The 14,123-nt window shown below is 44.7% G+C and carries 13 protein-coding genes; 4 read left to right on the forward strand and 9 right to left on the reverse strand.

Going from position 1 to position 14,123, the window contains the following annotated elements:
- Nucleotides 1–56: 56 nt before the first annotated feature.
- Nucleotides 57–1,301: a histidine--tRNA ligase gene (gene hisS / locus MKX74_RS21145; protein ID WP_018887769.1), complete on the reverse strand. Its 1,245-nt coding sequence runs from the start codon at nt 1,299–1,301 to the stop codon at nt 57–59.
- Nucleotides 1,302–1,835: 534 nt separating this feature from the next.
- The gene (locus tag MKX74_RS21150) at nt 1,836–2,543 is read right to left on the reverse strand and encodes an ArsR/SmtB family transcription factor (RefSeq protein WP_025679028.1); all 708 of its coding nucleotides are present in this window, start codon (nt 2,541–2,543) and stop codon (nt 1,836–1,838) included.
- 82 nt (nt 2,544–2,625) lie between these two features.
- Here MKX74_RS21150 and MKX74_RS21155 point away from each other — a divergent pair, with 82 nt between their 5' ends.
- Entirely contained in the window at nt 2,626–3,225 is a 600-nt protein-coding gene (locus MKX74_RS21155; RefSeq protein WP_341179751.1) for a flavin reductase family protein, read from the forward strand.
- 298 nt (nt 3,226–3,523) lie between these two features.
- Here MKX74_RS21155 and MKX74_RS21160 read toward each other — a convergent pair whose 3' ends face one another.
- From MKX74_RS21160 to MKX74_RS21190, 7 genes are all read right to left on the reverse strand, one after another.
- On the reverse strand, nt 3,524–3,700 hold the full coding sequence (locus MKX74_RS21160) for a hypothetical protein (RefSeq protein ID WP_341179752.1): 177 nt from the start codon (nt 3,698–3,700) through the stop codon (nt 3,524–3,526).
- 92 nt (nt 3,701–3,792) lie between these two features.
- Nucleotides 3,793–4,725 carry a M23 family metallopeptidase gene (locus MKX74_RS21165; RefSeq protein ID WP_341179753.1) on the reverse strand — a complete coding sequence of 311 codons (933 nt, stop codon included), beginning with the start codon at nt 4,723–4,725 and terminating at the stop codon, nt 3,793–3,795.
- Nucleotides 4,726–5,778, reverse strand: a complete 1,053-nt coding sequence (locus tag MKX74_RS21170) for a serine hydrolase (protein WP_341179754.1) — start codon at nt 5,776–5,778, stop codon at nt 4,726–4,728.
- A 74-nt stretch (nt 5,779–5,852) separates the two neighbouring features.
- On the reverse strand, nt 5,853–6,647 hold the full coding sequence (locus MKX74_RS28245; protein ID WP_445667287.1) for a DCC1-like thiol-disulfide oxidoreductase family protein: 795 nt from the start codon (nt 6,645–6,647) through the stop codon (nt 5,853–5,855).
- A gap of 544 nt (nt 6,648–7,191) precedes the next feature.
- Nucleotides 7,192–7,875, reverse strand: coding sequence for a DUF5819 family protein (locus tag MKX74_RS21180; protein WP_341179756.1), 684 nt, complete (start codon nt 7,873–7,875; stop codon nt 7,192–7,194).
- Between the two features lie 66 nt (nt 7,876–7,941).
- Nucleotides 7,942–8,256, reverse strand: a complete 315-nt coding sequence (locus tag MKX74_RS21185; protein WP_018887761.1) for a hypothetical protein — start codon at nt 8,254–8,256, stop codon at nt 7,942–7,944.
- Between the two features lie 486 nt (nt 8,257–8,742).
- On the reverse strand, nt 8,743–9,018 hold the full coding sequence (locus MKX74_RS21190; RefSeq protein ID WP_341179757.1) for a hypothetical protein: 276 nt from the start codon (nt 9,016–9,018) through the stop codon (nt 8,743–8,745).
- A 918-nt stretch (nt 9,019–9,936) separates the two neighbouring features.
- On the opposite strand from MKX74_RS21190, the gene MKX74_RS21195 reads away from it, so the two are divergent.
- The 3 genes from MKX74_RS21195 to MKX74_RS21205 all read left to right on the forward strand — a co-directional run bounded on the left by MKX74_RS21195 (nt 9,937) and on the right by MKX74_RS21205 (nt 14,065).
- Nucleotides 9,937–11,544 carry an acyl CoA:acetate/3-ketoacid CoA transferase gene (locus MKX74_RS21195; RefSeq protein ID WP_341179758.1) on the forward strand — a complete coding sequence of 536 codons (1,608 nt, stop codon included), beginning with the start codon at nt 9,937–9,939 and terminating at the stop codon, nt 11,542–11,544.
- A gap of 167 nt (nt 11,545–11,711) precedes the next feature.
- Nucleotides 11,712–12,956: an L-lactate MFS transporter gene (locus MKX74_RS21200; RefSeq protein ID WP_018887757.1), complete on the forward strand. Its 1,245-nt coding sequence runs from the start codon at nt 11,712–11,714 to the stop codon at nt 12,954–12,956.
- A gap of 149 nt (nt 12,957–13,105) precedes the next feature.
- A complete protein-coding gene (locus tag MKX74_RS21205) occupies nt 13,106–14,065 on the forward strand; it encodes a nitronate monooxygenase (protein ID WP_018887756.1) in 960 nt (319 codons plus the stop codon).
- The last annotated feature ends 58 nt before the right edge of the window (nt 14,066–14,123 follow it).

Raw genomic sequence — 14,123 nt, forward strand, 5'->3', positions numbered from 1 at the left:
TTTTCTATTTAAATTGAACGTAAGCTTACATGTTAAGTTCAACTTATATAATCAGCCTATATCAGTGCATCCTTAAGCTCATCCAGACGAACGGTGCGTTGCTCTCCTGTAGCCATGGCTTTCAGGGCAATCTCACCGCGCTCCAACTCGTCATCACCCAAAATAGCTGTATACCGTGTGTGCAGTCGGTCAGCAGCTTTCATCTGAGCCTTCATTTTACGATTCAGATAATCGCGCTCGGCAGCAATCCCGGCTTGACGTAACAGGAACAGTTGCTTGGTGACCTCGCGTTCGGCAGCTTCCCCAAGTGGAATCAGGTACACATCGAGTGGCTTAGCCGTATCTGCTGCGATCCCCTGATGCTCCAGAATCAGTTGAATCCGCTCCAGCCCCATGCCAAAGCCAATACCTGGTTGATCTGGTCCTCCCAGATCTCCGACGAGCCCGTTATATCGCCCACCGCCGCCAATCGTATCAATGGCGCCGATGCCCTGCGCCTTGAATTCGAAGGCTGTCATCGTGTAGTAATCTAGCCCTCTTACAAGACGCGGATTCAAGGTGAATTCCACATTCATATCATTCAGATAAGATTGAACCTTGGCAAAATGTGTGCTGCATTCCTCATCCAGACTATCCAGAATCGAAGGCGCATCCGTGAATTTATCCTGATCCACCTTGCAGTCTAACACTCGGAGCGGGTTACGCTCGATGCGGGATTGACAATCCTTACACAGGGTATCCTTCATGGGAAGCAGGAAATCCAGCAGACGTTGGCGATAAGCCGCACGGCTGGACGCATTGCCGACCGAGTTCACTTCGACACGGACATCCTTCAGGCCCAGCTCCACACAGAGCTGGTAGCCCATAGCAATCACTTCAGCATCAATCGCAGGATCAGTGGCTCCCAGCGCCTCAATCCCGAATTGGTGGAACTGGCGCTGCCGGCCCGCCTGAGGACGCTCATAGCGGAACATAGGTCCCACATAGTACAGCTTGGTTACGTCGGGTTCGCCGTACAGCTTATTCTCGACATAAGACCGAACCACGCCTGCGGTTCCCTCCGGGCGAAGAGTCATGCTGCGGTCTCCCTTGTCCTTGAAGGTGTACATTTCCTTCTCGACCACATCGGTGGTCTCTCCTACACCACGAACGAACAGATCTGTCTGCTCGAAGATCGGTGTACGAATTTCACGGTAGTTGAAGCGGCGGCTAATATCCCGCACTTTCTCCTCTACGTACTGCCATTTCTCGACGGTACCGGGCAGCAAATCCTGCGTCCCTGTCGGTTTTTGAAAGGCCATTTCGTTTCCCTCCATTATCTCTGCAATTCAATATGAACAGCTTGCCATATACAACAAAAAAATCCCTCGCCCTGTCTGTAACAAACAGGGACGAGAGATTGTCGTTTACGATCACCCGTGGTACCACCCACATTCCGATAACGCACCTCGGATTCAGGAATCCGCAGTCCGTATCGCTCAACACGTGTAACGCCCGCACAGCGCAAATCAGCTACTAATCGTCACAGCAGAATACTGCCATACTTTTGTTCGCTGTTTGTTCTCGGGGAAGTCATTCGTCCGTTCATCAAGAGAGCTCTTCCAGCCAAGGAGCTCCTCTCTGTACTTGTGGGTGCCGGATTACTTGGTCCCGTCATCAAATCCATATTGTAATTATTTTTTGATTTTAATGAACTAAATTGTCAAAGTCAAGACAAAACAATCTACTTGGGTACATTTCAGTCTTATTTCTACATTATTCCACACTTTTTTCATTTCGAGTTCAAATGTTATCTGTTTCAATTTTCCTATGGACCTGATCCGTTATTAATACGACTAATTGGCTTCCCATGTAATTCCAAACGACTCCTGAAGGCCGGCTCTGCCCTCCAAAGTGATGTCTACAGCACGACTGTCCGGACGGGTACGAATCCACCCTAGGTCTAGCAGACGGTTCAGCAGCTTCTCTCCCAGCACACCTGCAACATGGTAACGACGCTCGCTCCAATCGAGACATTGGCGTGCTATAGCCCGGCGCGATGAGGAAGAGCCCGTCCATTCAATCCCGAAAGACTTAAGCCAGGTATAGCCCTCTGCTGTAATCTCGTAATTCCGCTCCTCCACTGCTGCTGGCTCCTTCAGAACTCCTTTTGCAAGCAACGCTTCACAGATGGCAATGCCCAGTTGTCCCGCCAGATGACGATAGCAGGTACGAGCACCGCTCAGTCGTTTTAACTGCTCAGACTGCCTCAGAGATCGAATCTGTACAGGTGGCGCCAAGTTAGCCATCGTTTCGACAAGTCGGGCCACTTCCGGTCCCGCTATCCGGTAATAGCGATGACGTCCTTGGGGCTCGACCGTAAGCAAGCCTCCCTCCACCAGCTTGGCGAGATGGCTGCTGGCCGTCTGGGGCGAGACACTCGCCATATAAGCCAATTCACCTGCGGGAAGAGCCCTTCCGTCCAATAGGGATTCCAGAAATATCGCCCTGCTCGGATCAGCAATCAATGAGGCTACGACAGCTATATTCGGATATGCATTCATATTTCGATCATATATGAAATATTTGCGCGTTACAATACAGATGATCTTAATACATAGCTATTAATAAGGAGAGATGAGCCAAATGAATTCCCACGTTAGCATCCAGCCCAACATATTGTATTATGGCATGCCAATCCTTTTGCTGAGCACCTCTAATGAAGACGGATCTACGAATCTGTCTCCCTTGTCCTCTTCTTGGGCACTTGGAGATTGCATAGTCCTCGGCATAGGGATCCAGGGACAAGCCTATGCGAATATTATGCGCCATCCGCAATGCGTCATTAATTTGCCAGAGGCAGGCTCATGGGAGCAGGTCGAACAGATCGCCTCTTATACGGGAATGAATCCTGTACCCGAAGCCAAGCAGCAGCTCGGATTTCGATATAGGAAGGACAAATTCAGCGCTGGAGGATGGACGCCACAAAAGTCGGACCAGGTTGAACCCATGCGTGTAGCGGAGTGCCCCCTTCAATTGGAGGCTGAGGTGCACCATATCCGTGTTCCCGAACATACGCCGTACATGGCTATTGTGGAAGTCAAGGTAGTACATGTGCACGCCCATCCACACATTCTGCGGGCTGACCATAAGATTGATCCTTTGAAATGGCAGCCACTCATCTACAATTTCCGCCATTATTTTGGTCTGGGTGACCAGAGAGGCGCGAGCTACCGCGCGAATTAACGAGATTGCAAGTACCAACTGCAGCAGCAGTGCAGTCACAGCACATATGAAACTGCAAGAGTAGATGTTATAGAGATGTTATAGAGATGTTATAGAGATGTTCTAGACTATCAAACGAAAGTTAGCGATCACAGCCTCCCGAGTGAACCGTTTCCCATCTGTGTCCAGCTAGAGACGTGGCTTGCGGCATAAATTGGAGGGCAGCTCAGAGCATGCCTAAAGCGCAGCTTGAGACGTAGCTCGTAGCTTTGGACGGACTGTGATCGCTAAATAGCACCAAAGTCCTACATATGCACATTTATGTGAATAAAGGTAACAAAGCATAGCTAACTAGCAGCCCAAAAATAAAAGCAATAGCAACACTTAACCACTGTGGGCGTCTATCTGCATCTTTTTCCAAAATCCCGGCAATGCACACCAACACGAGCACAATGATTTTCCCAGTTAGGCTCAGATATGGATTAACCAATCCCATAATAAAAGCGATTAGACGCAGTAAGCTTCCCCATAACAGTGGGAGTTTAAAATTCAAATAAATCAAACTCCGTTCATAGTAATTTGTAATTGTCATCGAAAAATAAGCGTTTGATCATACAATACATCGTTCCTTTTGAGATACCTTCCTTGAAAAGTAATGGGGATCGAGGTACCGTTCAAGTAATCCCCATTGCTAATATCTTTTACTGCATGAATATGAAGATGAGGCTCGGTACTATAGCCTGAATTGCCCACCTGAGCTAATACTTGTCCTGCTTGTACCGTATCATTTTTTTCAACAAGAACACTGCCCTTCTTGAGATGCAAAAGGACAATATAATATTCCCCGTCCTGGATGACGATCATATTTGAGGTTGTATCTCCCAATTCATTCGGTGCATTATCATCCACTCCATCTACTACTTCAACAACCACTCCCCCAACGGGGCTGTACACTGAGTTCTCATAGATTGGATAGGCTGCTAACGCCCCTGAATCATTTAAGATATGTTTTCTCGTACCAGTCGGAGTAAGCCTAGCTATATCAAGGGCGTATTTCATAGTTCGGTGATCATAATGATAATTCATAGAGGCGTTCATTCCACCATTAACCACTATGATGAATCCTTCCTGTAATGGAAACATAAGATCAACTGACTGTTTCTTATCTGGAGTCATTACTACATAAGACAAAATAAACAGCACGCAAATTATTGCTTGATATCCTGCTACTACACCATACAACGATAATAAAACCTTTGCTCTTGCTGACAAAGCCCCCGTTTTGGGTAAGGGCCTAAACAGACTGCGATGCAATAATGAATATAAAAAAGCAATCACACAGATCGGTCGAAAATAATAATTTAAATCGGACCAATCATTAATAAATAGAAGCATGAACAAATACGAAACAGTAAACAAAAAGTGAATATAATAGACGATTCGATGTTTAAATGGAAAGCAAGCTAACATATATAAAAGAATAAAGGGAATAATAAGTAATTTGATTGCCTCATACAGCATTTAGTAGCCCTCTTTCATAGACAATTGTTTTTGTACCTCCTCTTCAAACAAGCTGTCCGTTAATAGCTTCCCAAGAAACAAATCTATTTTTTTCTTTAGCCAGATTTGTTCTAACTCAGATTCTTCATGAATAAATAGGGCTAATTGAATCTCGTTTCCTGTTACATCAGTACAGTAGAGGGCCTCTGTCAAGATAGAAATGGATGACCCTCCTTTATTTCCAAGCACTTTCAATTTGGTAGAGTCCACAGGCCGCTCTAATAGACTTTTGAGGACTTCATGGATAGTATTAGGGACTAGGCTTTCATTTTGTATGGCCCTCATCAAATTTGCATAATCTCTTGCTGTTCCTCGGGGTTGCTTTTTGGACTCAAGTAGTTGCAACTCTCTAGTGTAGATTTTGCGTGTGTTCCATCGTTTGATTGCGGATAAATCATTTTTACTGCCAAATACATCATGAATGTTCATTGAATGGGTCATGTATTCTTCACGGCTCATATTTTTTATTCTTAACAGTGCTTCTTTAAAACCAATATTCTCTTGCTCCTGAAGAAAAGAACATATAAGTCCCGCAGATGAAAAAGGGAATAATGGATCATGTAAAGTTAGTGACAGATGCTGCAGATTGGAATTTATGGAATCCAGACCTAGCCTCTGCATTAAGTATTCCATATTGGCATTTGAACTGTGAATTAGCATCCCCCGAGCAATTTCAAACAGGGTGACCTTGCCCTCTATAATGCTATTTTGAGATTTGACAGACTCAACCCATTTTTCATGAGCGTGGCCATCAGATCCGGGAATGTAATAGCGTTGTAGTTCCTCTATAGACACGAGTTCATCCTTCTCCAAGGACTGGTTCACAAGCTGACGCGCAAACTCAACAGCTACGATTAATTTTGCTGTACTCGCCAGAGGTCGTTGCTCCTCGGCATGATAGCTAACTTTCTCTACTCCGTTTTTGAGCATATAAAAAGAGACTTTGTCTGGATTGTTTTTGAAATAACTCAGAACATCATGTTCTGTCTTCATCTGATGTTGCCGTTTTGCCATAAGAATCAGAACTACGAATAACAGAGCAATGATACTAAATGCAATAGTCACAATAACTATGAGCAACTTATAGATCACTCCTTTGCCGTGCCAACAGGAACAAAATCACATGCTTGATCACAATTTCCGACTGGAATTACTTTTCTTCTGGAAGCAACGTAATCGTACAGAAGACCTCCAATACCCAACTTACTGAAGATATATAAGAAAGGCGCTACAATCCATAATTGCGGAATTCTTATACTAATTTGATACAAGGCATCTATTCCTTTTTTCTCAGAGCCCGGCTTCCCAACTGAGACTGTATGCATTCTTTTCACCAGCTCTTCTGCATCCAGTTCGTAAGACTTGACTAGCACAGAATCTCTCAGACTAACAAGTTGTAGTAGCCTGAAGCAATCTAGATTACGTAACTTCACACTAATTTGGGTACAAATCGGACACCAGCTATCATAAAAGACAACTATTCGCATTTGATTAAGCTTCGCGGTCCCCCAGACCCTTGTTTTTCGCTTTAACGAAACGGATAGTTTTCTCGTTGTTTTCTTAATGTATGCGTGCATTGATCTATACTCGCTATCAGAAAACACAAGTAATTCCATGACGATCATCACTAGTGAGAATGTAAGCAGCCCCATCCCCATTCCAATGCCAGCATGAAATAAAATCATTGCGCTCACTATAAATGGCTTAATCCGTTTATTTGTAATCACAAAGGGAAATGCAATCTTAATGAGTATAGATAAATATGAAATAATAATTGTCAGTCCAATATAGTTATCCACCACGTCCTTCAAAATAGGCCTACTAAACTCCCTAACTTGAGAAATGTAGTACAATGCAGTTCCGTTTTGCCACATCTCACCCATAATCTGGTACATCCCTGAGAAAAAATAAACAATACAAAGCTGTATTATACAAAATAGCACTGCAAAATTATGAATGATTAGCTTGAATTTATGGAATACATCAAGTTCAGAAAAATCCCGAGTCTTCTCTCTCAACGCAGCATCTAAAGAAAAATAGGCTGTATTATTAGTGAACAATAGAAAGAACATATTAACTATCAGAAGGTTATCCCCACCATCGCTAATGGTAAATGACCGAGTATATATCGAATAAAAAAATACATAGGTTAAGAATGTGAATATACGCCCCTTATACCCTAACAAGTATATAATTGTCACTATGATTCCAAGATGATAGATTACATCAAAATACAAGATTGAAGAGCTCAGATTGTATAGTGACCACGACATTAATTTGAATTCGTCAGAATACATATTTATACCAAAGTCATGCCATAAAAAATATCTCTGCCAATAGTTAACAAAATAGTTATAGAGTATGATGAACCCAATGGCTATTCTTAGTAGACTTGTACCGATTAAGAACCTCTCAGTTAAAAAAAAGCTACGGTAACTGGACAACATCATCCACTACTCCCTTCCAGTCAAAAACAACTGTCGTCTCTTCAGGCTTGAAGGAGGAATCGTTTCGTTTTGAATACGGAACAGCATCTGCTATGGATGTCATAAACTGTACCTCTCTGATCTCAGCCTCTGAAAATTCTTTTTTAGCAAAGGCAGAAGCGTATCGATATAGAATGTTCTCAATATGCTCCGAGTCCTTCTCTAGTGAAGAATTTATTTTATTTTGTGCATCCTCTTTATCTGAATTTTTCTCTATTAATTTGTATGTAAGTTCATCTTTTCCTCCAATGTATAATTGATGAATGTACCCGCTCCCTATTCGGATAATTCTGTTATAGGGGGAAAATAGCGTTTCTTCATTTGTCCTAATCATGGGTTCGGTAACGTCGTACCATTCACTCACGTTGATTTCTTTACTGCCAATGTCAGTATATTTAACCCGAACATACAGCTTTAAATTTTGAGTCATTGGCTGTGGAGCAAACAGATGCCAATTCTGTTGAAAAAAACGCCCAACGTAATTATCAGTTACTGACTTTAACGCAACGGAAATGGGATTAATGGGTCCAGCATGGAGAAAAACCAAGAAAAAGTGTATCAGCAGGAGCATAGAGAGCAAGAATATTGTTGTATTCAAAAAAATAAATTTGTATTTTTGCTTCATTGAACTAAGCCTCCTATAAAAAAGGAGGAGCGCATATTGGATAAGCATCCCCTCCTAAAGTTATGTCTATTTATCAAAAATTACATCTGCATTGTCAACATCCGTTGAGGATACGCCTGTACCCAATAAGCTACCTAGACGTGTGACTTCTCGCAAGGCATCTTTATTGGCCTTATAGGCCTCTGTGGCTACAACCCATGCTTTTCTGGCAAGAGATGCTATAGCCTGAGGTTCAACTGAAGCTTTGCTGGCATTCTGAATATTTACATTTGCTACCGTGCTTACAGATTGGTAACCAGAGGCATAAGAAGCGGTCAAACTAAGAGTAGAGAATGCCGTGACAACCACAACAAAACTTAAAATCTTCCACTTTTTTTTCACACTTTTTCCTCCTCATATTTCCTAGAATAAACTTTTTGATGGGTAATGAATTGATTATTTCAATTTACACCATCTTATTCCAATGGTTATATTACCATTAAATCCAAATAATTTAAATATGAAATATAGAAATTTTAAATATAATCTGCTTTTGCTCAAAATTAGTTCATTGAAGTACCGCAAATATATCAAGGCCTCTGGAAATTCTTTTTTCGCAAAAGCGGAAGGATACCGATATAGAATCTCTTCTATTCGCATAGAATCTTCTTTCAGTAGAATATATTTTGTTTTGAACATCCTTTTTATGTGCATTTTTTCGATCAGCTTGTATGTAATCTCATCTTTTCCAGAGTCTCCTCATTCGTTCTGAGCATTGGCTCAGTACGTCTATCCATATCAAGCTGTTTGGGTTTCACCCTTAATAAGCCTCACTGTGGAGTAGGAGGAGCTCATTTTGAGAAACAGCTCCTCCTTTAAAGTTGCTACCTATTTATCAAAAATTATATCCCCCAGGCTACCCGAACCATCGACTTCAACGGGGATTTTCCCTGCCACTTGAGCTTGAGAAAAGAACACCATTTTCGGAGCACCAGCAACTAAGACAGCCTTGTCCCTAACTGACATATCGTCAACTTTTACAGAATTTGCAACAGCTTTTGTTCCTACAGATTGATAATCAGAGGCATATGAAGCCGTCAAACTAAGTGTAGAAAAAGCTGCAACAGCTACTAACAAGCTTAAAACCTTCCACTTTTTTTTCATCCCTTGTTACCTCCTCTTATTTTCCATAAATAGATATAAAAAATAGATTATTATCTTTTCAGATATTTACCACCACCTTTTTCCATTTACAATATTACCATCAAAAACCAAAAATTTAAATGTAAAAATTTTAACCATTTAAGGTTAGTTAACTGACATGACTCAGAGCTGTTTCATAGAAGTGCTTGAGATCAGATATTTTCCAGTTCTGAAAAAGTCTAACGTAGTAAATTTGCCAAAAAAAACAATCACAAGCCATCTCGAAAATTTTTATCTTGACTCTTTTGCTGTTGTGAAGCCTAATGACTATCTACTGCTCAAGAGCTATTGTTAGGAATAGACTCGCTTTCTATAAAAATTTGAAGAACACGCCGTTATTCAATCCTTTCACCCATAACTGTCCAATGACTAACATGAGCTCCGACAAGAAAGTGTAGTATTTTTACGAATCCAACAATTCCATATACCTCGTAGTGTTGATAGGCTCATTTCGAACCTGCTCATAGAAGTATTCGGTCCAAAAAGCCATTTTAGACGTTTTCTAACTATCACCTCGCTCACTACATTCGCAATTTTGCCACACTCCCTCTCCTGTTTCCCAAGTAGTTGGACCCCTGTTGACGGAAAAAAAAACACGCACTATGATTCAAGTGAAAGTATTCACAAATTCATTCCGGAGTGAAAGTGAATATTTTCACTTAAATCGTTCGACACCTAATTTATCTACTTTATCTGCTTATCTATTCTTCTACTTATTCCGTGATGACGGCAATGAGCCTGCACATGAGACTCGGCAGTTTGCCTCACGTAGCAGATTACCTATACGTAGCAGTTTGTCCGCACGTAAATAACAGCTTTTAATCTATGTTACTTCTAGCCCTATTCATTCAATTCATGCTATCGAGGGAGTGAGCATTCATGTCTAAAATTATTACAGCCAGTCAAGCAGCAACACTTATCCCGGATGGAGCCACCATTGCCGCAAGCGGCTTCGGTCTTTCCTGTTGGGCCGAAGAGATGGGCATCGCCATTGAGGAACGATTCCTGCAATCCGGTCATCCCCGTAACCTGACAGTCGTTCATGCCAGCGCAGTTGGCGATCGTCGTACCAAAGGAATGAGCCATCTGGGCCATGAAGGTCTGATCAAACGCTGGATCGGTGGCATCGCGATTGCATCCCCCGCTATGGCTAAGCTTATCGAGGACAATAAATGTGAAGCCTACAATCTGCCACAAGGCGTAATTACACAGCTGTTCCGTGAGATTGCAGCCAAGCGTCCAGGAGTCATCACCAAGGTTGGTATGGAGACCTTTGTCGATCCTCGTGTAGAAGGCGGTAAAATGTCAGCCTGTACAACAGAGGAGATCGTCAAGCTGATTGAGCTGGAAGGCGAAGAATGGCTGTTCTATAAGAGCTTCCCGATTCAAGTCGCATTGATCCGCGGTACCGTGGCCGACGAGAATGGAAATCTGACGCTGGAAAAGGAAGGCCTTCATATGGAGGTTCTGCAGATTGCTCAGGCTGTGCGCAATTCTGGCGGCATCGTGATTGCTCAGGTAGAGACCGTGGCCAAGAACGGTACACTGCATCCGAAGGATGTGAGAGTGCCTGGTATTCTGATCGATCATCTGATCATCTCCGAGCCACAAAATCATTTTCAGACCGAAAATACACAATACAATCCTGCCTTCGCCGGGCATGTGAAGGTGCCGATGGATGCCATGGAAGTGATCCCACTCGACGAGCGTAAAATTATCTCACGCCGCTCGGCTGCCGAGCTGGTACCAAATACAGTGCTTAATCTTGGCGTCGGCATTCCGGTCTGTGTAGCTACAGTGGCAGCAGAGGAAGGCGTCAGCGACCAATTAATTCTGACAACCGAGGCAGGCTCGGTCGGCGGTGTTCCAGCAGGCATCAAGGATTTTGGGCATGCCTACAACTCCGAGGCCATCGTGGATCATGTGTCCCAGTTCGACTTTTACGACGGCGGCGGTATTGATCTCTCCGTGCTGGGGCTGGCTCAGACCGACGAATCCGGGAACGTCAATGTCAGCAAGTTCGGTACCCGTGTAGCAGGCTGCGGCGGATTTATCAACATTTCCCAATCGGCCAAAAAGCTCGTCTTTGCCGGAACCTTCACCGCAGGAGGGCTGCAAATTGCTGTTGAGGACGGCAAGCTTCAGATCGTGCAAGAGGGCAAAGCCAAGAAATTCCTGAAGAAGGTTCAACAAATTACCTTCAGCGGCTCCTACGCTACTAAGGTCAAGCAGCGGGTCGTCTATGTGACAGAACGTGCGGTATTTGAGCTGCAAGATGGAAAAATGACACTAACAGAGATCGCCCCTGGCATTGATTTACAGACTCAAATTCTCGATCAGATGGAGTTCATACCTGTCATCTCGTCAGAGCTGAAGGAAATGGATGCCGATATGTTCTGTGAGCATTGGGGCAAGCTGCGTGACGTGATTACAGCCAAGGGTAGCGAGCAAGCGAAGCATGAGATAGATGCAGTGGCTACTGTATAAGCGCAGACCAAGAGAGTACAGATGCTTGTCAAAGTATCAAATGATCACAAGGACTGACAGAGATGAATGATCGAATGAATGAAAGTCATGATATAGCGAAATTAATAGCGGGAACAATGCCCTCTCTTCACCCGCACTGATCCTGCACCAGAAAGGACCAACCTCCTATGGAAAATGTACAATTGAATCGCTGGCGCATTCTAATCGCCGCGACCCTGATCAATATTTGCGTCGGCTCTATTTATGCCTTCAGTATTTTTGCCCTTCCACTCAGCAAAGTGTTCTCGGCAAGCATGCCTGAAATTATGATGGCCTTTACGATTAATGGTGCCATTTCACCAATCCCGATGATTTTGGGTGGGAAGCTCGTAGACCGGGGTGGGGCAAGAACCGCGATCTTCCTCGGCGGTGCGATGTTTGGACTTGGCTTCATCTTGTCAGGTCTTGCCACGGCCCCTTGGATGCTCTATGTGACCTACGGGGTGATCGCTGGCCTCGGGCAGGGGATCGTCTACTCAGCTACCATCGGGAATACTGTGAAGCTCTTTCCGGATAAGCGTGGACTCGCAGCCGGGATTGTAACCGCAGGTTATGGCGGCGGTACGATTATTATCGCTCCGCTGGCGAATGCCTTGATTACTAGCTCTGGCGTGCAGACAACTATGATTATGCTTGGCACAGCCTTCCTGATCGTCATTATGGCTGGTGGACTATTCACCAAGGCCTGTCCGGCAGGGTACACACCTGCTGGCTGGACGCCACCCCAGACAGCAGGCGCACGTCCAGGCTCGGTCAATCTGAATTGGCGACAAATGCTTAAGCAGCCACTGTTCTACGTCATTGCTTGTCTGTTCCTGATTGGTGCCTTATCCGGTATGATGGTTACCTCCAATGCTTCGGTCATCGGCCAGACGATGTTCGGTCTGTCCGCAGGTGTAGCGGCTCTGTTCGTAAGTCTTTACTCCCTTAGTAACTGCCTGGGACGCATCTTTTGGGGAGCCGTATCGGACCGGATCGGCCAATTACGCTGTCTCATGATGATCTACCTTGTGATTGCTGCCATGATGCTGACGCTGGCATTGTCCAGTTCTGTCGCTGGATTTGCCGTCGCCATTATCGGCATTGGCCTATGCTTCGGCGGCACAATGGGCGTCTTCCCTTCGATCGTCGGGCAGAAGTTCGGTATGAAATATTACGGTGTCAATTATGGCGTAACCTTCATCGGCTACTCAGGTGCTGCCTTTTTCGGACCGCGAATTGCGAATTCCGTCGCAGCGGCGAATAACGGCATGTTCACCAACGCCTTTTACATCGCGCTCGTCATTGCTCTGGTAGGCTTCGCGCTGACCTTCCTCTACAAAGCCTTGGAGAGTAGCAATAGACCTGCACCTACCACTGTCGAAGCAGCATGATCTGCTTTAAGTAGCTATTTAGCTAGAAATATGGGCTTGAGCCAGGAATATGAATTATGAAATGTGAATTATAATTTGTATGACTCTGTATGACTCTGAATCCTATTGATGGACCACATATTATAATAAGATTATTGGAGGAACTAATTATGACTATTACACAACTGCTTGGTATTAAATATCCTATTTTCCAAGGCGCTATGGCCCAAATTGCCCGTGAACCACTCGTAAGTGCTGTATCCAATGCTGGCGGACTTGGCATTATTGGCTCTGGCGGGATGTCCGCTGAGGTGCTTCGTGAAGAGATTCGCAAGGTTCGTGCAGCCACCAGCAAGCCGTTTGCCGTGAATCTGATGCTAATGATGCATAACATTCCCGAATTGATTGAGGTTATTGTCGAGGAGAAAGTCAAGATCGTGACGACTGGCGCGGGTACACCAGCCCCGTATATGCCGATCTTCAAGGAGCATGGCATTAAAGTAATAGCCGTTATTCCTTCTGTCAAGATTGCGAAAAAAATGGAGGCTCTCGGCGTGCACGCTGTCGTTGCCGAAGGTACCGAAGCTGGCGGTCATGTCGGTGAGACAACTACGATGGCACTCGTTCCACAGGTCGTTAGTAGCGTGTCCATTCCTGTCGTTGCCGCAGGTGGCGTTGCCGATGGACGTGGTATTGCAGCTGCCTTTGCACTGGGTGCCCAAGGTGTCCAGGTTGGGACTCGCTTCCTTACTACCGTCGAATGTCCTACACATGACAACTTCAAGCAAGCTGTCATCGACGCGGACGATACCAGCACTACAGTTACCGGACGTAGCCTTGGCGGGCCTGTACGCAGCATTAAAAACAGCATGATTGCTGAATATCTGAAGCTGGAGCAGGAGCATGCCACCCGTGAGGAGCTGGAGAAGATCAGCCTTGGCTCTCTGCGCAAAGCCGTCTTCGAAGGCGACACTGATCGCGGTTCGGTTATGGCTGGACAAATTTGCGGCCTGTGTAACGAGATAACTACGGTCGAGCAAATGATTACGACCATGTTCAATGAAGCACAAGAGCTGCTAAATCGTCTTGGACAGACTCAAATTACCGGTGAGCAGGTAGCATCCGTGTAACCATCCAATGTGACAATGAAAGGCCGGGTGTATCCCTCTTTGCAGGAGATGATCCGGC

It is taken from the genome of Paenibacillus sp. FSL K6-1230, from assembly GCF_038002385.1.
GTDB lineage: Bacteria > Bacillota > Bacilli > Paenibacillales > Paenibacillaceae > Paenibacillus > Paenibacillus massiliensis.

Bases quoted from the DNA above. Each gene is read 5' to 3' on its own strand.
- hisS (WP_018887769.1), bottom strand. From the start codon at position 1,301: ATGGCCTTTCAAAAACCGACAGGGACGCAGGATTTGCTGCCCGGTACC.
- MKX74_RS21150 (WP_025679028.1), bottom strand. From the start codon at position 2,543: ATGAATGCATATCCGAATATAGCTGTCGTAGCCTCATTGATTGCTGAT.
- MKX74_RS21155 (WP_341179751.1), top strand. From the start codon at position 2,626: ATGAATTCCCACGTTAGCATCCAGCCCAACATATTGTATTATGGCATG.
- MKX74_RS21160 (WP_341179752.1), bottom strand. From the start codon at position 3,700: ATGGGATTGGTTAATCCATATCTGAGCCTAACTGGGAAAATCATTGTG.
- MKX74_RS21165 (WP_341179753.1), bottom strand. From the start codon at position 4,725: ATGCTGTATGAGGCAATCAAATTACTTATTATTCCCTTTATTCTTTTA.
- MKX74_RS21170 (WP_341179754.1), bottom strand. From the start codon at position 5,778: ATGGCAAAACGGCAACATCAGATGAAGACAGAACATGATGTTCTGAGT.
- MKX74_RS28245 (WP_445667287.1), bottom strand. From the start codon at position 6,647: ATGGGTGAGATGTGGCAAAACGGAACTGCATTGTACTACATTTCTCAA.
- MKX74_RS21180 (WP_341179756.1), bottom strand. From the start codon at position 7,875: ATGAAGCAAAAATACAAATTTATTTTTTTGAATACAACAATATTCTTG.
- MKX74_RS21190 (WP_341179757.1), bottom strand. From the start codon at position 9,018: ATGAAAAAAAAGTGGAAGGTTTTAAGCTTGTTAGTAGCTGTTGCAGCT.
- MKX74_RS21195 (WP_341179758.1), top strand. From the start codon at position 9,937: ATGTCTAAAATTATTACAGCCAGTCAAGCAGCAACACTTATCCCGGAT.
- MKX74_RS21200 (WP_018887757.1), top strand. From the start codon at position 11,712: ATGGAAAATGTACAATTGAATCGCTGGCGCATTCTAATCGCCGCGACC.
- MKX74_RS21205 (WP_018887756.1), top strand. From the start codon at position 13,106: ATGACTATTACACAACTGCTTGGTATTAAATATCCTATTTTCCAAGGC.